This is a genomic window from Paenibacillus cucumis (ex Kampfer et al. 2016) (genome assembly GCF_019748695.1).
Classification (GTDB): domain Bacteria; phylum Bacillota; class Bacilli; order Paenibacillales; family Paenibacillaceae; genus Paenibacillus; species Paenibacillus polysaccharolyticus.
On sequence record NZ_JACLIC010000014.1, the window covers coordinates 22807 to 42600 of the forward strand.

The window sequence follows — 19794 nt, forward strand, 5'->3', positions numbered from 1 at the left end:
TTCAGGTGATAACAGGCAATACAGCTGATTGGAGGCAACATCATGAAGGACCCGATATCACTGGATATGGAGCATATCCATAAGCATTTTTCAGGCATACCTGCGCTGAGGGACGTACATTTTTCTGTAAAAGGTGGAGAGATCCATGCCCTCCTTGGAGCGAACGGGGCCGGCAAAAGTACGTTGATGAAAATACTGTCAGGCGCGTACCAACTGGATGAGGGAACGATCCGTCTAAATGGCTATAAACTGGGCCTCCATTCTCCGAGAGAAGCCAAGGCAAGTGGAATTCACTGTGTATATCAGGAAGTGGATGCTGCACTTGTGCCGCAGCTGACGGCTTCCGAGAATATTATGCTAGATCAGTTGGCATCATCGGCTGGAGGATGGTGGAAAAGTCCAAGAACGTTGCAACAACGTGCCAAGGAAGCATTGAAACAGCTCGGGGCAGAACATATATCGATTCACCGTAAAGTGGCCGAACTGACCCTGGCCGAGAAACAGATGATTTTGCTTGCGCGTATCCTGATTCAGGATGCCAAGGTTATTATTTTCGACGAGCCAACTGCACCTCTGAGTCAAGAGGAGACTGATGCCTTCTTTCGCATTGTACATCTGCTGAAGGAACGCGGGGTAGCCTGCATCTTCATTACCCATCGTCTTGCCGAAGTAACGAGTCACTGTGACCGGGTTACTGTGATGAGGGACGGTCGTCATGTGTTTACCGGTGAAACAAATGGACTGACGATCAATGATCTGGTTACGCAAATGTTAGGCAAACCGTTCGAAGAAGAGTTTCCCAAGACCGAAGCATCTGTGGGAGAGCTGCTGCTGCAAGCCCGAGGTCTTCGGCGGGGGTTGAAGGTGAAAGGGGTGGACCTTGAGGTTCGCCGCGGAGAAGTGCTGGCTGTGGTTGGGCTCGTGGGTGCTGGAAAAACGGAATGCTCTCGTCTGCTGATTGGTGCTGATCGATTGCAGGCAGGTGAGATAAGATTACTCGGACGGAATATCCGTCTGTCTCAACCCGCGGATGCAGCGGCTCTAGGCATTGTATCTGTTCCGGAGGAACGACGTAAACAAGGCATTCTTATTCAGGAGAACGTGGAACGTAATCTGAGCCTGCCCTTGCTTTCCAAGCTTAGTCGACTGGGCTTTGTTAACCGCAAACGTGAGCGTCATCATGCAGATTCACTAGTGGAACAACTCGGCATCAAGACTTCTTCCGTGAAACAAGAAGTGAAGTATTTAAGTGGCGGTAATCAGCAAAAGGTAGCCATAGGAAAATGGTTGCGTACGGATGCAGATGTATTTATTTTTGACGAACCAACAAAAGGTGTGGATATCGGGGCGAAAAGTGACATTTTCCGCATTATCAATGAATTGGCGTTGGCTGGTAAAGCGGTGATCTATTTCACTTGTGAATTGGATGAAGGAATGGGGATCGGAGACCGGATTGCGGTCATGTGTGAAGGGGTTATCGTAAAAGAGTTCCAGCGTGGCGAGACGAACCAAGAACAGCTGCTTTACTATGCAAGCGGTGGACAAGAGGTGGAAGCATGAAGGATAAATCACTCGATTTTGCGTTCCGGTATGGGGCGATTATAGTCATTATAGGCGTTATTGCTTTTTTCGGCATAAAACTGCCCTATTTCTTCACGTATAGCAATTTGACGGATATTTTGGGTTCGATCTCGATCGTAACCTTTGTGGCGATTGGTGTAACATTATCTCTCATTGTAGATGGATTTGATCTCTCTGTGGGAGCGACCGTCTCGCTGACAACCGTTGTTACTGCGTCATTAATGATCTGGTATCAACAGCCTCTTGCTGTCGTTATTATCGTACCTCTCGTTATCGGGGCTGTCATTGGTCTGCTGAACGCGCTGTTGATTGTTAAACTGCGTATTCCGGATCTGCTTGCAACGCTTGCGACAATGTACATTATCGGTGGTATCCACAAAACCTATGCGCAGGGATATACAATTTACAACCATATGCAGTTCCCGGATGGAAGTAAGGCTGCTGGAGAGATGGACCCGACGTTTCTGTTGATTGGGCAAGGGAAATGGCTGGGGATGCCGATTTCTGTTATCCTGCTGCTTATTGCTGTAATCGGTGTTCATATCTTTTTGACATACACCAAATATGGTAGGCAAATGTATATCACAGGCGGAAATGAGGAAGCGGCAAGGCTCTCTGGGATCAAGGTGAAAAAGGTTCGAACACTTGCTTATGTGGCAGCTGGAATCTTCGCGGCTATTGGAGGAATCATCTATGCGTCCAAAGTGGGATCGGGACAGATTGATGCCGGATCTCCATTGTTAATGGAATCCGTAGCTGCTGTATTTGTTGGTTTTTCTGTTTTTGGCGCCGGGAAGCCGAATGTAATCGGAACCTTTATCGGTTCCGTTCTGATTGGTGTCCTGGTCAATGGATTGACGATGATGAATGTCCAGTATTTTACACATGATATTGTCAAAGGCGGAGTGCTTGTGCTGGCTCTGGCAGTTACATTTTACGTTTTAAACCGTAGCCGCACTTGAAATTGTGTGCTGTCTGTATTAGTATAAAATTTGTTCGGCGTCAGAAACACGCGAGGTTTCAGGCGGCTTTTACCAGAAATGACTGTGGGCCGCAGGCGGAGATGAATGTTCATCGCTCAAAATGGTCAACGTTTTTTTGTGAATGAACGTATATTTCCTTATAAAACGGAAACACAGTATAACATTCAGGACATTGATTCAGGAGGTGAAAAACAAATGAACAAATCAGACTTGATTACACACGTATCCGAGGCTACTGAATTGTCCAAAAAGGATGTAACGAAAGCGGTTGATGCCGTATTCGAAGCGATCTCTGAGGCTCTTCAAAACGGAGACAAAGTACAATTGGTTGGTTTTGGGAACTTCGAAGTTCGCGAGCGCTCTGCACGTAAAGGACGCAACCCGCAAACAGGTGAAGAAATCGAAATTCCTGCGAGCAAAATTCCTGCGTTCAAACCAGGTAAAGCGCTCAAAGACGGAATTAAATAAGATTTCTACATATTCCATATGTCAACGAAAAAAGACCGTGACTTGTTCACGGCCTTTTCTTTTGCCTGTAAACAGGAAATTTTCGTAATCTGTTACTCAACCTCTTTACTTTTTTCCGAAAGTTCCGGTTGCTCACTGTAAGCGATTAGAATCAGATCTTTGCCCGTAACGGCAGACAGATGATGCTCAATCTCCTGTAACTGGTTTACATGCTCATCCTTGAGCACAGCGGGGGTGTACTTCATGCAAACTCTCCTTTCCTGGCTGATCGTTATAGTATGACCCGGGAATTATGGTTTCTTGCGGTATATTCCCTCCAGGACTTGTTGACAAATGAAACAATCTTGATCATCATTAACGCTATGAAATCAGAAAAGGGGACGAGCGGGATGGATCACTCTACGGGCAATGACTTTATCGTAATTAAAGCAGAAGAAAACGGTGTACAGGTGATTGGCTTGACCCGGGGGCAGGACACACGATTTCACCACACGGAGAAGCTGGACAAAGGCGAAGTGATGATTGCCCAATTTACAACACATACTTCAGCCATTAAAATCCGGGGAAAAGCTACGCTGATTACGAAGCATGGAGAGATTGAATCGGAATAGTGATGAAAGAGTTTGACTAGGTACATTAAAAGGTTGAATGGGTTAGATGAAAATTGCAGGCATAGCCTGCTTTTTTTGATTGTACAATGAGGTATGAGCCTTTACCGGACAGACTACACTAACAGGTAAAGGCAGGGAGGCGCTTATGAAACCGGGAATGATTGTGACTGCGTCCATGCTGTCAACGATTGCGGCAGTCATCGTGCTCGTGGTTTTTCAAAGCTTACATACACGTACATGGGGAGGGGACCGGGCAGAGCCTGTAACCGCTTCTCATCAAACGATTCAGTTGACCAATGATAATCTGGTTGATGTACTGAGTTCACTTCATATGTCTACGCCGATTGCTAGAGTGGAGTGGAAACAGTCTATTTTGACACTCGACCTCAAAGTAAAGGGAACGGACACGAGTTATACTGAAATTTATGAAAATATGGCGGCAGTCGTGGATCTGAGTTTTCGCAGTGTAGACAACGTGGAGCAGGTGCTCCTTCGCGTCATGGCCGAGGATGAATGGGTGCATAGACGTCATCTGTTACTTGCGGCAGATATCAGGCGAGGAGAATGGCCTATGTATGCCATTGACATGCTTCGCACGTGGAAAAGCGCGGCATTTTCGGAGGATTTAAAAGACTGGTTCAATCTGATGCAGACGGAACTGTGGAAGAAGCAGTTCGAAATGACCAGTTAGGGGTAATCAAATAGCAGGATTCAGTGCGTGCCGAATAAACATATGCTATAATATATAAGATTGTAGTGCAGAAATGGTTTGACAAAGCAAAGCCTCGGAGGATGAGAATGAATTCATATCGTGTACCCCAACTTGCAAAGAAATATACGGATTACGACATGATTCGACAACATACGGAAATCCCGTCATTTCCGGATAGCCGGGCGCGTCTGTTACAGGTATTTGTGGGCCGAACAGACGAAAAGGGTCATCAGGAACTTTACGCTCTTGCGACCTCGCTCGTTCAGTTGGCTATGGATACGCATGATCGAATCGATACGATTTCCGGTGATCGGGGAGAACAGGAGATGCGTTCACGCCAATTAAATGTTCTCGCTGGAGATTATCTGAGTAGCCGTTTCTATCAGTTGCTTGCTCATGCAGGCAAAATAGAAATGATCGGTAAGCTCAGCGGTGCTGTTTCCGAAGTAAACGCACGTAAGATGACGCTGTATGAACGGATGAAAAAACTTCTCGTTTCGGCTGATGAATATTTGCGTGAAACGGTACAGCTGAGAATGCAGCTGTTTCTTTCATTTACAGACATGATGCCTGTTGAGGATAAGCCGTTATGGAACAGCTTGCTGATGGAGTTCAGCACTTGCGAAACCATCATAGAAGAGATGGATCGGATGCGTGACGAGAAGCGTATGCTTCATAGCTATGCGTTCTGGTATGTGTACGAGAACGGCAATGACGAGGAACGCGGTCATTTGACTCAAATGGAGCTCGAACCACGTATGTGGAGCTCTATGGTGCTGAAACACAGCATAAGCGAGGTGTTGCTGGACAAGCTTCGCGAGTGCACACACCGCATTCAGCTTTTGCTGCAAGATGAGGAAGGTCTTCAAGATATGCATGAGTTCGAGGCAATTCTTGAGCCTTACCTGTCCTATGTGCAGCCTTCACATGCGGCAGTAAGGGAAGATTGAGGGGGAGACAGACGAATGGGTAGCGGAGAGACCAAACCGAAAGAAGAATTTGTCCATTCGGTTTTTCAGAGTATAGCCGGCAAGTATGACGTCATGAATGATATTCTGAGTTTCCGCAGGCATAAAGCTTGGCGTAAATTCACGATGAAAAAGATGAATATGTCCAAAGGAGATACGGGACTGGATTTGTGTTGCGGCACATGCGACTGGACGCTCGCTATGGCACAGGCAAGTGAAACGGGGCACATGCACGGGCTGGATTTCAGTAGCAACATGCTGGAAGTGGGCCAGACAAAAATTGATGCGGTGAACCGTTCAAAACAGATTACGCTCGTTCAAGGGAACGCCATGTCTTTGCCCTTTGAAGACAATACGTTCGATTATGTTACGATTGGATTTGGTTTACGTAACGTGCCTGATCTAAGACAGGTTTTGTCTGAAATGAAACGTGTTGTAAAACCCGGCGGTATGGTGGTTTGTCTGGAATTGTCCAAACCGACTTGGCAGCCGTTTAAAGGCATTTATTATTTTTATTTTGAGCATATGCTGCCAAATATGGCGAAACTGTTTGCCAAACGTTATGAGCAGTATAAATGGCTGCCGGACTCTCTGGCGCTTTTCCCGGGTAGAAAGGAACTGGCAGACATTTTTGTTGAAACTGGATTGCTACAGGTGCAGGCCTACCCTCTAACCGGAGGCATCGCGGCACTGCATATTGGAACCAAGGAGAATCAGAATGTTTAGGAAAATTCGCATCTTTTTAGAAATGATCAAGATTGAACATACGCTTTTTGCTTTACCTTTTGCTTTTATGGGCGCTATTTTGGGATCGATGGTTGTTAACAACACGTTCCCGAGCTGGATGCAGATTATGTGGGTATTACTTGCCATGGTTGGTGCAAGGAGTGCCGCATTTGGTTTGAACCGGATTATTGACCAGGCGATTGACGCAAAAAATCCACGTACGGCGATGAGAGCTATTCCAGCAGGCTTGCTGAAGAATGGCGAGGTTATTATTTTTATCATCATCTCGTTTATTTTATTATTCTGGGCATCATCCAATCTTAATGTATTATCCATGCAGTTGTTGCCGATTGCAGTCTTCATGTTAGTGCTGTATTCGTACACCAAACGGTTCACATGGCTTTGTCACGTCGTACTGGGGATGACCATTGGCCTTGCTCCTTTGGGAGGATGGGTGGCTGTGACAGGTACTATGGATTGGACAGCGATTGTTCTGTACGTTACGATTGTATTCTGGACTGCCGGTTTTGACATTATTTATGCATGTCAGGATCTGGAGTTTGATCAGGGAGAAGGTTTGCATTCCATTCCGTCCCGCTTCGGACTTGTGAAATCATTGCAGATTGCCAAGTTCTTTCATGTCATTACGGCGATTGGTTTCCTTGCCTTGTTACTAATGACCGATCTGAGCTGGTGGTATGGCGCAGGTATGCTGATTACGTATGGTATCCTGCTTTATGAGCACTATATTGTGTCACCTAATGATATGAGCCGTGTACAAACGGCATTCTTTACGATGAATAGTGTACTGAGCCTAGTCGTATTTACGTTTACATTCATTGATCTGGCGGTGAAATAATGATGCAGCAACCGGAGAATAAACGACTTGTTGTCGGAATCACCGGAGCGAGTGGCAGCATTTATGGTATCCGATTGATTGAAACGTTGCTTGACCTGGGATATGCCGTTCATTTGGTTATTTCCAATGCTGGCTGGCGTGTACTAAAGGAAGAAATGGACTGGGATGTGACGAACCGGGAGAGCCTGCTCCAAGAAAAATTCGGTCACCGCGGTGGATCGTTAATCTATCATCCCGTTAGTGATATCGGGGCTTCGATTGCCAGTGGTTCTTATCTGGCGGAAGGCATGATTATCATGCCTTGCTCCATGGGCACTCTTTCATCGATTGCAAACGGATCTTCAGACAATCTGATGTCACGCGCGGCAGATGTTATGATGAAAGAAGGCAGGACGTTAATTCTTGTGCCTCGTGAGACGCCTTTGCATGCCATTCACTTGGAAAACATGCTGAAGCTTTCACGTCTTGGTGTGCGAATGATCCCGGCGATGCCTGCCTTTTATTACAAACCTCAGAGCATGGAGGATTTAATTTTATTTTTAGTAGGTAAAGTGCTGGATAGCTTGCGCATCCCGCATCAACTGTTTACAAGATGGGGAGAACCGGATGAACGGGGATAATGTAGTCGGGTCGCACTTTTCTGGATAACTGGATCAGAAAAGCGTGGCTCAATGACATGATCCCCTGACTCCCGGGGTATCGGTGAGTGCTGATGGCCAAATAAGTGTGTCCACAGTCTTGACCCATGCTCCGGCAACTTCTGTACTTTTAGTTGATTCAGATTTGGTCGCAGCGTTTAAATCCCGAATGTCGGTGCTGGCATTCGAATAGGCATCATGATGGACGCTGTAGAAGAACACAAGCAGGAACGGCGAGCCTGGGGCGACGTTTTTGCCTGTAGGCTCGGGCTTGCTGGAAGGGAAGGTAAGCATGGATTTTTGGATTGACAATACGCTGACACGGGTGAACGAATGAAACTATTGGACATTTTCGGATTGTTAAAAAAGGACATGGATTACGTTGAAAAAGAGTTGTATCGTAGCGTAAAAGGCGAACAAAAGTTACTGAGTGAAACTTCGCTTCATCTGCTTAAGGCAGGTGGAAAACGACTGCGGCCTGTTTTTGTGCTTTTAGGTGGCAAATTTGGTACATACGATATCGAGCGTTTGAAGCTCGTAGCCGTTCCACTGGAACTTATTCATTCTGCTTCCCTCGTTCATGATGATGTCATCGATAATGCGGAGACTCGCCGGGGCAAACCCACCGTCAAGTCTAAATGGGACAATCGGATTGCGATGTATACAGGAGACTATATCTATGGCAAAGCGTTAGAGATGACGGCAGGACTTTCTGATCCTGCTATTCACCGCATCCTTGCCAAAGCTATGGTACAGATGTCCATTGGTGAGATGGAACAGATTCGGGATTTTTTTAATACAGGTCAGAGTGTGCGTAACTATCTGTTACGTATTCGTCGCAAAACTGCACTTCTGATTGCAGTGAGCTGCCAGCTTGGAGCACTCGCTACTCGTGCACCTGAGCACATTTCATCTTTGTTGTATACCTATGGATATAATGTGGGTATGGCTTTTCAGATTCAGGATGATGTTCTGGACTTGGTGGGTACAGAGAAACAACTTGGCAAGCCTCCAGGAAGTGATATGAAACAAGGTAACATCACGTTACCTGTGCTGTATGCTTTGGAAGAAGAACAGTTACGTGAGCCGTTGCTCAAGGAAATTTCGCGTGTTCATCATGAAGAAGGACGTGCAAGTGCATCGGATGCAATTGGAATGATTCGCCAAAGTCAAGGAATTGCTAAAGCAGAAGCCCTTGCTGACCGATATATGAAGAAAGCGCTCGATGCTCTCGATCAGCTGCCTAATATCAAGACCACTAAAAATCTGCGAGACATTGCTCACTTTGTCGTTAAACGTACACATTAAGCTTGCTTGTGTTGTTTAATGCTCTACACGGTGTGAAAATCCTCATTGGGAGGATTTGGACTTGTATGTTACAATCAAAGGGATTGCGTTTACATAGTGATTAACTTTGAACCGTGAGTGAGGAGTGAACTGGTAATGGATCGTACATTTTTGATGGTGAAACCGGATGGTGTGCAGCGTGGTTTGATCGGCCGTATTATCAGCCGTCTGGAAGACAAGGGGTTTAAACTGGTGGCAGGGAAGTTGGTTCAGATGTCGGAAGAACAGGCTAAGCGCCATTATGCAGAACATGAAGGCAAGCCGTTCTTTGATGATCTGGTTCGTTTTATCACATCTGGCCCGGTATTTGCCATGGTGTGGGAAGGCGACGATATTGTGACACTTGCACGTATTGTCATTGGTAAAACGAATGTGAAGGAAGCAGCTCCAGGGACAATCCGTGGAGATTTCGCTAGCCATACACCGCATAATCTCATTCACGGGGCAGATTCGCCGGAAAGTGCTACTCGTGAAGCTGCTAATTTCTTTAATTCTGACGAGCTGGTAACCTATGAGAAGAGCATCGCAGGCTGGTTGTAATTATTAGCCAAAGGGTGATGTACGATGCTGGAGCAAGAACAACTAGACCCGGATTATGCCGGATTCATTCGTAAAATTAAAGAGAGCACAGGCATTGATCTTGCTCAGTACAAAGAAGGCCAGATGAAAAGAAGGCTGACCACACTACGTAACAAAAACGGGTTTAATACATTTTCTATCTTTTTTGATGCGATGCAGAAGGAGAAGTCGTTATTTTACGAATTTCTGGATCGCATGACCATTAACGTATCGGAATTTTGGCGCAACCCGAATCGCTGGGAAGTGTTACGTGATGAGATTCTGCCTGAGCTCGTGGGTTCCAAACGCAAGGTCAAGGTATGGAGCGCTGCTTGTTCGACTGGTGAGGAGCCATACACGATTGCCATGATTTTGGATACGCTAGGAATCTTGAAAGAAAGTTCCATTACGGCAAGTGACCTGGATGAAGGTGCACTCGCTAAGGCTAAGGAAGGCCGTTATATGGAACGTTCGCTGAAAGACGTGCCTCCAGAAACGGCGAGTCGATATTTCAAGCAAGACGGTATGATGTATCGTATTGATGAGAAATTAAAAAGCTCGATCAACTTCAAGAAGCAGAATTTGCTGGTTGACCGTTTTGATGATGGATACGATCTGATCGTATGCCGGAATGTCATGATTTATTTTACAGAGGAAGCGAAAAACCTGCTGTATCACAAATTCGCAGCCAGTCTGCGTCCAGGTGGGATGTTGTTCGTAGGCAGCACAGAGCAGATTTTCTCCCCAGGACAATACGGGCTGGAGACGGCAGAGACGTTTTTCTATCGGAAAAAATAAATCAGTGTATAGATCAACCGCCTGAGGTGCATGAAGATGTGCTCAGGCGGTTGTTTGCATAAGAAAAAGAGGCTTTCTTGTCAAAGCTGGTCAGCTATACTATAATAAGCAAAGAAATTATGGGATTTTAGCAATGTGAAGTTTAACAGTTTAAAGGGGGAACGTATTATGAGTTTACGTTATTTAACCGCAGGGGAAACGCACGGACCCCAATTGACCGCAATTATTGAAGGACTGCCAAGTAATTTGAATATTGATTTTGAAGAATTGAACTTCCAGCTTCATCGCCGCCAGAAAGGGTATGGCCGCGGACGCCGGATGCAGATTGAGAAAGACCAAGCTAATTTTGTTGGCGGAATTCGTCACGGATATACGACTGGTGCTCCAGTAGCGCTCGTTGTTCAAAATAATGACTGGAAGCATTGGCAGAATATTATGAACATTGAGCCGATTGAAGGTACTGATGAGGAAAAACGCCGTGTTCATCGCCCACGCCCTGGGCATGCCGACCTTAACGGTGGGTTGAAGTACAATCTCAAAGACTTGCGTAACGTTCTGGAACGCTCCAGTGCGCGTGAGACAACTGTACGTGTAGCATGTGGTGCGATTGCACGACAGTTTCTGGCTGAATTCGGTATTAAAGTGGCTGGAAGGGTTATTCGTATCGGGGAGATTGAAGCACCATACCAGGAGCTTCCGATTGATGAACTGATCGCCGTGACAGAAGCATCTTCAGTTCGTGTGACAGATGCGGAGACTGAGAAGAAAATGGAAGCCTATATCGATCAGATCAAGCAAGAAGGAGATTCCATCGGTGGAATCGTGGAATGTATCGTTGAAGGCGTTCCTGTCGGTCTGGGAAGCTATGTACAATATGATCGCAAATTGGATGCTCGTATCGCTCAAGGTGTAATGTCGATCAATGCGTTCAAAGGTGTGGAGATCGGTATCGGCTTCGAAGCGGGTACGATTCGCGGCTCTCAGGTACATGATGAGATTCTGTATACGGAGGATCGTGGTTACCACCGTGCAACGAATCGTCTGGGCGGGTTTGAAGGCGGTATGACCAACGGTATGCCGGTTGTGGTACGTGGAGTAATGAAACCTATCCCGACGTTGTACAAGCCGTTGCAAAGTGTAGATATCGATACGAAAGAAGCTTTTTCGGCTCAGGTTGAACGTTCCGATGCTTGTGCAGTTCCAGCAGCTAGCGTTGTTATGGAACATATCGTTGCTTGGGAAATTGCCAAGGCATTCCTGGAGAAGTTCGGCGGGGATTCCATGGAGGAGATTCGGGCAAACGTTGCCAGCTACCAATCACAATTGGAGAATTACTAATATGCGTCAGTTGACAGTACAGCTTGAAGAGCGCTCATATCCTATATTGATTGGCAGCGGCCTGCTGGCTCAAGCTCCGCAATATTTTGAACAATATGGATTGACTAAAAAAAGTCCGCTTCTGATCATTACAGATGATCATGTAGCCCCGATATACTTGCATGGATTAGAGCAAACGTTGCGTGCGGCGGGTTATTCCGTCGTCTCCGCAGTCGTGCCGTCTGGTGAGACTTCGAAATCACTTGCGGTATATCAGGATATGATGACGGTAGCGATTGAAGGCAAACTGGACCGCAGTTCGGCGATTCTCGCTCTTGGGGGAGGCGTTGTGGGCGATCTGGCTGGTTTTGTCGCAGCTACATATATGCGCGGGGTTAAGTTTGTGCAGATCCCAACAACCATTCTTGCTCATGACAGTAGCGTCGGCGGTAAAGTGGCGGTCAATCATCCTCTTGCGAAAAATATGATTGGTGCTTTCCATCAGCCGGAGCTTGTACTGTATGATGTTGACACACTGCAATCGTTGCCGCCAAGAGATGTATCGGCCGGTTTATCCGAGATGCTGAAGCATGGACTGATCCGTGATGAGGCATTTGCTCATTGGTGCGAAGAAAACGCCGAGGCACTGCTTGCGCTTGACCCGGATACACTCGGATATGGTCTGGAACGTGGATGCAGCATCAAAGCCGAGATTGTTTCCAATGATGAACGTGAGAATGGAGAACGTGCACTTCTGAATCTAGGTCATACGATTGGACATGCGATTGAAGCGATTGCTGGATACGGTGAATTTCTGCACGGAGAAGCCATTTCTATCGGTATGGCTGGATCGGCACTACTGGGTGAGAAACTCGGAGCACCAGCAGGGCTGTATGAAGATACTGTTCGTATGTTGCGTTCTCTTCGTCTTCCAGTGACGCTACCTGCACATTTAAGTACGGATGCTTTGATGGAAGCGATGATGCATGATAAGAAATTCCGTGAGGGCCATATGGTCTTTATCGTTCCTGATCGGATTGGATCTGCCAGAATCGTGAAGGATGTGCCGGTTACGGTTGTTCGTGAAGTCATTGAACTGCTTAGGAAGGGAGAATAACAGCATGATTACACGGGGAATTCGCGGGGCGACAACCGTCACCCAGAACAGCGAAGATGAGATTTTGCAAGAAACAGCAGTGTTGCTTCAGGAAATTGTTGACCGGAACAAGATTGTACCGGAAGATATTTGCAGCGTATGGATTACGATGACCGGAGATCTGGATGCAGCTTTTCCGGCAAAAGTGATTCGTCAGTTAGATGGATGGGAGCTTGTGCCTTTGATGTGTGCGCTAGAGGTGCCTGTAAAAGGCGCTTTGGCGAAGTGTATTCGTTTTATGGTGCATGTGAACACAACCAAAGCACAAAATGAAATTCATCACGTGTACTTGAACGGTGCACAAGCGTTACGTCCCGATCTGGCAGGTCGTTAAGTTTTGAATGGCCATGGTTGTCAAACCGGTGAATATGATGTATAGTGAGAAACAGTTGAGTAGAGTTTAGATTGAGCTGAGAGCAGCTGAGTTGAGCCTAGTATATAGCAGAGTCCAGTGTTTGGTAGCCGATGCATCCGAAATCGGTCAACGCATACACGGTACGTCTTGCTAAGGGAGAAGTACAGGAAGAGAGTAGGCGTGTCAGAGGACATCGTTTATTCCCATATATCTAACGAACATTTCACATTATCTATCATCGAGGAATTGAATTGATTTCTCAAGAGATGAAGATGATGCAAACGAAATGTTACGAAGTATATGTTATCTTATAATATCTGAAACATGGATGAACATGGATCAGTTGCCTGTCACTCGCCCTTCGCAAAAGTATAGGGACTTGTTATTTATGGAGCAACATGCTTGAATACAGCTTATAACCAAACCTCTACCTGATGGTAGAGGTTTTTTGTCGTCATAACTTTCTTCTACCTAAATCTGAAAGGACGTGATCTGATGATAACGCCAAACGTTAATCAAGTATTGAAAATGTCAAATGAATATAATCTGATTCCGGTTGTTAAACGGATTTTGGCTGATATGGAGACGCCGATTCGTATCTTCCGCCGTTATGCGGACAATGACCGTGCGTTTTTGCTTGAAAGTGTAGAGGGTGGCATTCAATGGGCTAGATATTCCTTCATCGGTACGGATCCGTTTTTGATGATTTCAGGGAAGAAAGGCCGAATTGTGGTTGAAGAGGCAGGAAAGACTCGTGAACTGCCGGGCAAACCGATCGAAGAACTGAAAGCTTTGCTACGCAAATATCGGAGTCCGAAGATGGATGATCTTCCTCCTTTTACTGGTGGAGCCATTGGATTTTTTGGATATGACCTGTTGCAATATTATGAGAAGCTTCCAGCTCATGCGCTGGATGATCTGAATATGGATGACATACGCTTTATGTTTTGTGATCAAATTGTTGTGTTTGACCATGTGAAGCAGCACATGTTGCTCGTTGGCAATGTACATGTCAAGGATGGGGCAACGGACGAAGAGATTCGTCAGGCGTATGCAGCCACTTCCGAGAAGCTTGAACAAGCGGCAGAGCGTTTGCAGCAGCAAGGACCAGGTGAAAACCTGAACCCGCGTTCGATTCCGGGAGATGTGGAGCTTGGGGACATTCGTTCCAATCTGACAAAAGAACAATTTATCGGCAATGTGGAGCAAGCCAAAGAGTATATCCGTGCAGGAGACATTTTCCAGGTGGTGCTGTCTCAACGTTTTCATATTGATACGGAAATTTCCCCGTTACATGTATATCGCGTACTGCGGACGCTGAACCCATCACCTTATATGTATTATTTGAAAATGGACGATGAGATTATCGTAGGTACCTCACCTGAGGCGCTGGTCAAGGTTGACGGCAATCGCGTAGAAACACGTCCTATCGCAGGCACACGTCCACGAGGAGCGACAGAGGCAGAAGATCGCGCACTTGCGGCAGATTTGCTACAAGATGAGAAGGAGCGCGCAGAGCATCTGATGCTGGTGGATCTGGGAAGAAATGATCTGGGGCGTGTATCCACTTTTGGCAGTGTGAAGTGTGACATGTTCATGGAGATCGAGCGTTACTCTCACGTTATGCATATGGTATCGAACGTTACAGGTGAGTTAAGAGAAGACAAGGATTTCTTCGATGCTTTCCTCTCCTGTCTGCCAGCCGGGACCGTATCTGGTGCGCCGAAGCTGCGTGCGATGGAGATTATTGCAGAATTGGAAAAGGAGGCACGGGGTGCCTACGCAGGAGCGATTGGTTACCTTGGATTCTCCGGAAATATGGATGCATGTATTACCATTCGTACGATCATTTTCAAAAAAGGAAAAGCATATGTACAGGCCGGAGCCGGAATTGTATGGGACTCTGTGCCTGAGAAGGAATATGAAGAGACCGTAAACAAAGCCAAAGCATTGTTAAAGGCCATTCGTACGGCTGAAGCGATGTTTCCGGCAAAAGCTGCAGATCCCAAATTAAGTCTGGCTAACGCTGATTATTTTGTTACACCAACTTCGGCAACAAACTGAGAGAGGAGAGACTGGAAATGAACTTGAATCCAATCATGAATGACAGTCAGGTGCTACCTGAAGCAGTGATTTCGCGGGAAGAAGGAATGAAACAAGGACTCGCTAAAATTCTCGAAGGCCGTCACCTGGAGCAGGACGAGGCACGTGAACTGATGTATTCGATCATGCGAGGTGAAGCTACTCCGGCTCAAATCGGAGGGTTGCTGATGGCTCTTCGTATGAAGGGGGAAACGGTGGATGAAATCACTGGTTTTGCTCAGGCGATGCGTGGACAAGGTGGACGTATACTGACTGATGGTAGAGGGCTGCTGGATACATGCGGTACAGGCGGATCGGGTATTCATAAATTCAATATCTCTACAGCATCGGCCATTATTGCTTCGGCAGTTTCAGTTCGAGTAGCCAAACACGGCAATCGTTCAGCTTCTGGCAAAGCAGGCAGTGCGGATGTGTTGGAAGCGCTCGGCGTTAATATTCATCTGAATGGAGAGCAGGCCAGACAATGTCTAGATGAGATCGGAATCTGTTTCTGTTTTGCTCAGGTATACCATCCATCCATGCGTCATGCGGCGGCTCCGAGAAAAGAGCTGGGTGTGCGCACGATTTTCAATATGCTTGGACCATTAACCAATCCAGCCGGTGCAGACCGCCAATTGCTCGGATTGTATGATCGCTCCCGGACGCCGATGATTGCAGAAGTGCTTAACCGCCTCGGTTTGAAAAGAGCGCTAGTTGTTGCCAGCCATGATGGTCTGGACGAAATCAGTATCTCTGCACCTACACAGGTATCGGAGTTGCGGAACGGGGTAGTGCACACGTATGACATTGACCCACGCGATATGGGGCTGTCTTTGCATCCGCTCGAAGCAGTGCTTGGAGGAGATGCGGCGCAGAATGCCGAAATTATACATCGGATCTTCCAGGGTGAACGCAGTGCTTACCGGGATGTTGTGTTGCTGAATGCAGGGGCATGTATTTATGTATCCGGCCTTGCGGACAGCATTGCAGATGGCGTTAAAATCGCTGCAGAGGCAGTGGACTCGGGTAAAGCGGCCAGTAAGCTTGGACAGTTAATTCATACAACGGAGGCGTACAATCATGTATCTTGATCGAATCGTTGCGACAAAACATAAAGAAGTGCAGGCTCTTGCACAGACGTTTAACATGGATGAAGCTATGAAAAAGATTGAACAATTACCGGCTGCACGCGGGTTTGAACAGGCACTGTCAAGTAGACGCAATCGTAAGCTGGGGCTTATTGCCGAAGTGAAGAAGGCCTCGCCATCCAAAGGGTTAATTCGCCCGGATTTTCATCCGGTAGAGATTGCTTCTGCCTATGAACGTGCGGGTGCTGATTGTATCTCAGTTTTGACGGATGTTTCCTATTTTCAAGGTAGTAACGAGTATTTGCAGGCTATTCATCAGGCTGTGAATATTCCGCTCTTGCGCAAGGACTTTATGATCGATGAGTCACAGATTGCAGAAGCTAGACTTTTGGGAGCAGACGCGATCTTGCTGATTGCCAGCATTCTCACGCCGGTGCAGATTCGTCAGTTTCTAACGTTTGCGAAAAGTCTTGGACTAGATGCTTTAATTGAAGTTCATGACCGGGCAGAACTGGAAACGGTATTAGAGATTCCTGAAGCGACACTTGTTGGTATCAATAACCGAAATTTGAAAAATTTCGAAACCAGTCTGAATACCACGCTCGATCTGATGGGACTGATTCCACCAGGTGTGACGCTCATTAGCGAAAGCGGGATTGACGGTGCGGAATCGACCAAACCCCTGATTGAAGCTGGCGTGCACGGTATTCTCGTTGGAGAGCATCTGATGCGTAAAGACGATGTGGAAGCTGCTGTTTACGATCTGATGGGACCGAAATAATGAATAACCCTATATATGACGATACAGGTGCAGGTTCCCGTAAAGAAGAGAACTTGATGCCAGCGGCCGTAAAAATATGTGGACTTCAGGACGTTGAAGTGCTAAAATCGATGATAAACTTGCCTGTGGACTATATTGGTGTCGTATTTGCCAAGTCCCGACGACAGATTACTCCTGAGAAGGCAGCGGAGTTGAGATCGGTATTGTTTGAATGGTCTTTACATGAACGACCGAAACTTGCTGGTGTATTTGTGAATCCGACGATGCAAGAACTGAAACATGTGATGGAGACAGTGTCTTTGGATGTGATTCAATTGCATGGGCAGGAAAGTGCGGAATTCTGTCAACAAGTGAAAGAGCTCTGGCATGCAGATTTGTTCAAGGTCGTTTCTTTTCCAAAAGACGAAACAGGACAGGATGCGGATTATGCCGCTTTGCAACGGTTAAATGATTACGTGGGATTCGTTGACGCGATCTTGTTGGACACCTTTGATCCATTGTATGGTGGCGGTTCTGGCAAAACATTTGCTTGGGAACGTATTCCTGTATACGCAGAATGGGCTACTGAACGTGGTATTGCCATGTTTGTTGCAGGCGGACTTCAGACGGACAATGTACAACATTTAATTCAAACGTACAGACCTTATGGCGTAGACGTATCAAGTGGCGTGGAGACGGAAGGTCTGAAAGATATATCCAAAATTACAGCATTTGTAGAAAGGGTGAAGCAGGCATGACACACCAATTGCCGGATGAACATGGGCGTTTCGGTCTTTTCGGAGGCCGTTTTGTACCCGAGACACTAATGAACGCTCTGATTGAACTAGAAGAAGCATACAGCCGCTTCTCTGAGGATGAAGAGTTTAACAAGGAATTGAATTATTTGCTCAGTGAATATTCCGGACGAGAAACACCTTTGTATCACGCGGAGCAATTATCACGTCATCTGGGTGGTCCCAAAATTTATTTGAAACGTGAAGATCTGAATCACACAGGTGCACATAAAATCAACAATGCGATTGGACAAGGGCTTCTTGCTAAACGGATGGGAAAAAAGAAAGTCATTGCTGAGACCGGCGCAGGCCAGCACGGGGTTGCGACGGCAACCGTGGCGGCATTGCTTGGACTGGAGTGCAAAGTATTCATGGGTGAAGAAGATACCCAGCGCCAGCAACTAAATGTATTCCGGATGAAATTGCTCGGAGCAGAAGTCATTCCGGTAACGTCCGGCACACGTACATTGAAAGATGCTGGTAACGAAGCGCTTCGTTATTGGGTCAGTAATGTAGAAGATACTTTCTACGTGCTGGGATCTGTTGTCGGACCTCACCCGTATCCAATGATGGTGCGTAACTTCCAGCGCGTGATCGGAGACGAGACACGTCGTCAGATTCAGGAGATTGAAGGACGCCTTCCGGATGTTATTGTAGCGGCTGTTGGCGGCGGAAGTAACGCCATCGGAATGTTCTACCCTTTTATCGGAGATCAGGATGTTAAATTGGTCGGTGTTGAAGCAGCAGGCAAAGGTGTGGATACCGAGTACCATGCGGCAACGATGAGCAAAGGCACACATGGTGTATTCCAGGGCTCGATGAGTTATCTGTTACAAGATGAGTATGGGCAAGTGCAACCTGCACACTCCATCTCAGCAGGTCTGGATTATCCAGGGGTTGGACCAGAACACTCCTATCTTAAAGATATTGAACGGGCTAAATATGTTCCGATTACGGATCAGGAAGCCTTGGATGCTTTGCAATTGTTAAGTCGTACGGAAGGCATTATTCCTGCGCTCGAGTCGGCCCATGCGGTTGCCCAGGTCGTGAAGCTGGCGCCGGAACTGACAGCTGATGATATCATTGTGATCTGTCTGTCTGGGCGAGGGGATAAAGACGTAGAATCCATTATGAAGTATACGGGAGGTAACTTGTAATGAATCTGATGGACCAAACCTTCCAGCAATTAAAAGAACAAAATCGCACGGCACTTATTCCGTTTCTTACCGTTGGTGATCCAGATGTGAACACCACTATTGATATTATCAAGGAGCTTGAACAAGCAGGAGCAGACATTTTGGAGCTTGGTGTTCCATATTCCGATCCACTCGCAGACGGCCCTGTGATCCAGCGTGCTTCCGAGCGTGCATTGAAAAGCCAAATCACGATTCGTACGGTGATGGAGACGGCGGCTAAAGCTCGTGAAGCCGGTGTGAAATTACCCTTTGTTCTGTTTACGTATTACAATCCGGTGCTGCAAACGGGTCTGGATATTTTCTTTGACGAGTTGATCAAACATGATATCAGCGGCATGATTATTCCGGATTTACCGATCGAAGAGGCTGAGGATATGCGTCGCCGTGCTGATCAGGCCGGTGTTCATCTAGTCCCGCTTGTAGCCCCTACGTCCAATGCTCGTATTGAGCGGATTGTCACTGGCGCGCGCGGATTTATCTATTGTGTCTCATCTCTTGGTGTAACTGGAGAGCGTGCATCCTTTTTTAACGGTGTAGAAAGTTTTATTGAAACGGTAAAAGGTCTGACAGACCTTCCTGTTGCCGTAGGCTTCGGTATCTCGAGTCATGAGCAAGTAGCCCATTTCTCCCGCATCTGTGATGGTGTCGTTGTAGGGAGTGCTATTGTGCGTCAAGTGGAAGAGGCAATCCCGCTACTTGAAAATCCGGATACACGTGAGGCAGGACTGTTGCAAATTCGCAACTTTGTGGCACAATTAAAAGGATAATCACATAAGTTGAACTTTTTATTTTGCACT

General features: G+C 46.7%; 22 protein-coding genes. 21 read left to right on the forward strand and 1 reads right to left on the reverse strand.

The annotated features are described in order from the left end of the window. Window positions 1-42: 42 nt before the first annotated feature. The 3 genes from H7T88_RS08940 to hbs all read left to right on the forward strand — a co-directional run bounded on the left by H7T88_RS08940 (window position 43) and on the right by hbs (window position 3032). The gene (locus tag H7T88_RS08940; RefSeq protein WP_221788178.1) at window positions 43-1560 is read left to right on the forward strand and encodes a sugar ABC transporter ATP-binding protein; all 1518 of its coding nucleotides are present in this window, start codon (window positions 43-45) and stop codon (window positions 1558-1560) included. Next, window positions 1557-2543, forward strand: coding sequence for an ABC transporter permease (locus tag H7T88_RS08945; protein ID WP_123066011.1), 987 nt, complete (start codon window positions 1557-1559; stop codon window positions 2541-2543). The genes H7T88_RS08940 and H7T88_RS08945 overlap by 4 nt, the downstream gene beginning before the upstream one ends. A 216-nt stretch (window positions 2544-2759) precedes the next feature. Beyond that, entirely contained in the window at window positions 2760-3032 is a 273-nt protein-coding gene (hbs, locus tag H7T88_RS08950) for a non-specific DNA-binding protein Hbs (RefSeq protein ID WP_090917341.1), read from the forward strand. Window positions 3033-3124: 92 nt separating this feature from the next. On the opposite strand, the gene H7T88_RS08955 is transcribed toward hbs, so the two are convergent. Next, window positions 3125-3277 (reverse strand): hypothetical protein, encoded by a 153-nt coding sequence (locus H7T88_RS08955; RefSeq protein WP_221788179.1) that lies wholly within the window; start codon window positions 3275-3277, stop codon window positions 3125-3127. Window positions 3278-3421: 144 nt separating this feature from the next. On the opposite strand from H7T88_RS08955, the gene mtrB reads away from it, so the two are divergent. The 18 genes from mtrB to trpA all read left to right on the forward strand — a co-directional run bounded on the left by mtrB (window position 3422) and on the right by trpA (window position 19764). Next, window positions 3422-3643 (forward strand): trp RNA-binding attenuation protein MtrB, encoded by a 222-nt coding sequence (gene mtrB, locus H7T88_RS08960; RefSeq protein ID WP_090917232.1) that lies wholly within the window; start codon window positions 3422-3424, stop codon window positions 3641-3643. A 145-nt stretch (window positions 3644-3788) separates the two neighbouring features. Beyond that, window positions 3789-4334 carry a hypothetical protein gene (locus H7T88_RS08965; protein WP_154890623.1) on the forward strand — a complete coding sequence of 182 codons (546 nt, stop codon included), beginning with the start codon at window positions 3789-3791 and terminating at the stop codon, window positions 4332-4334. A gap of 107 nt (window positions 4335-4441) precedes the next feature. Continuing rightward, entirely contained in the window at window positions 4442-5305 is an 864-nt protein-coding gene (locus H7T88_RS08970) for a heptaprenyl diphosphate synthase component 1 (RefSeq protein ID WP_221788181.1), read from the forward strand. 15 nt (window positions 5306-5320) lie between these two features. Beyond that, a complete protein-coding gene (locus H7T88_RS08975) occupies window positions 5321-6049 on the forward strand; it encodes a demethylmenaquinone methyltransferase (RefSeq protein ID WP_221788182.1) in 729 nt (242 codons plus the stop codon). Then, complete coding sequence (locus H7T88_RS08980) at window positions 6042-6908, forward strand: UbiA-like polyprenyltransferase (protein ID WP_090917224.1); 867 nt, start codon at window positions 6042-6044, stop codon at window positions 6906-6908. Before H7T88_RS08975 ends, H7T88_RS08980 begins: the two co-directional genes overlap by 8 nt. Further along, window positions 6908-7528, forward strand: a complete 621-nt coding sequence (locus H7T88_RS08985) for a UbiX family flavin prenyltransferase (RefSeq protein WP_186809731.1) — start codon at window positions 6908-6910, stop codon at window positions 7526-7528. The genes H7T88_RS08980 and H7T88_RS08985 overlap by 1 nt, the downstream gene beginning before the upstream one ends. A 351-nt stretch (window positions 7529-7879) precedes the next feature. Further along, the gene (locus H7T88_RS08990) at window positions 7880-8854 is read left to right on the forward strand and encodes a polyprenyl synthetase family protein (RefSeq protein WP_090917219.1); all 975 of its coding nucleotides are present in this window, start codon (window positions 7880-7882) and stop codon (window positions 8852-8854) included. A 135-nt stretch (window positions 8855-8989) separates the two neighbouring features. Next, on the forward strand, window positions 8990-9433 hold the full coding sequence (gene ndk, locus H7T88_RS08995) for a nucleoside-diphosphate kinase (protein ID WP_221788184.1): 444 nt from the start codon (window positions 8990-8992) through the stop codon (window positions 9431-9433). A gap of 24 nt (window positions 9434-9457) precedes the next feature. Next, entirely contained in the window at window positions 9458-10249 is a 792-nt protein-coding gene (locus H7T88_RS09000; protein ID WP_090917215.1) for a CheR family methyltransferase, read from the forward strand. A 168-nt stretch (window positions 10250-10417) separates the two neighbouring features. Then, window positions 10418-11587, forward strand: coding sequence for a chorismate synthase (aroC, locus tag H7T88_RS09005; protein WP_154890620.1), 1170 nt, complete (start codon window positions 10418-10420; stop codon window positions 11585-11587). Between the two features lies 1 nt (window position 11588). After that, on the forward strand, window positions 11589-12683 hold the full coding sequence (gene aroB / locus H7T88_RS09010) for a 3-dehydroquinate synthase (RefSeq protein WP_221788185.1): 1095 nt from the start codon (window positions 11589-11591) through the stop codon (window positions 12681-12683). A 4-nt stretch (window positions 12684-12687) separates the two neighbouring features. Then, the gene (gene aroH, locus H7T88_RS09015) at window positions 12688-13056 is read left to right on the forward strand and encodes a chorismate mutase (protein WP_221788187.1); all 369 of its coding nucleotides are present in this window, start codon (window positions 12688-12690) and stop codon (window positions 13054-13056) included. 516 nt (window positions 13057-13572) lie between these two features. Further along, the gene (trpE, locus tag H7T88_RS09020; protein WP_090917209.1) at window positions 13573-15141 is read left to right on the forward strand and encodes an anthranilate synthase component I; all 1569 of its coding nucleotides are present in this window, start codon (window positions 13573-13575) and stop codon (window positions 15139-15141) included. Between the two features lie 68 nt (window positions 15142-15209). Further along, a complete protein-coding gene (trpD, locus tag H7T88_RS09025) occupies window positions 15210-16250 on the forward strand; it encodes an anthranilate phosphoribosyltransferase (protein WP_154958041.1) in 1041 nt (346 codons plus the stop codon). Next, complete coding sequence (trpC, locus tag H7T88_RS09030) at window positions 16240-17028, forward strand: indole-3-glycerol phosphate synthase TrpC (RefSeq protein ID WP_221788189.1); 789 nt, start codon at window positions 16240-16242, stop codon at window positions 17026-17028. The genes trpD and trpC overlap by 11 nt, the downstream gene beginning before the upstream one ends. A 53-nt stretch (window positions 17029-17081) precedes the next feature. After that, window positions 17082-17765, forward strand: a complete 684-nt coding sequence (locus H7T88_RS09035) for a phosphoribosylanthranilate isomerase (protein WP_423246128.1) — start codon at window positions 17082-17084, stop codon at window positions 17763-17765. After that, window positions 17762-18958 carry a tryptophan synthase subunit beta gene (gene trpB / locus H7T88_RS09040; RefSeq protein ID WP_145331732.1) on the forward strand — a complete coding sequence of 399 codons (1197 nt, stop codon included), beginning with the start codon at window positions 17762-17764 and terminating at the stop codon, window positions 18956-18958. Before H7T88_RS09035 ends, trpB begins: the two co-directional genes overlap by 4 nt. Further along, window positions 18958-19764 (forward strand): tryptophan synthase subunit alpha, encoded by an 807-nt coding sequence (trpA, locus tag H7T88_RS09045; protein WP_154957576.1) that lies wholly within the window; start codon window positions 18958-18960, stop codon window positions 19762-19764. The genes trpB and trpA overlap by 1 nt, the downstream gene beginning before the upstream one ends. Window positions 19765-19794 lie beyond the last annotated feature (30 nt).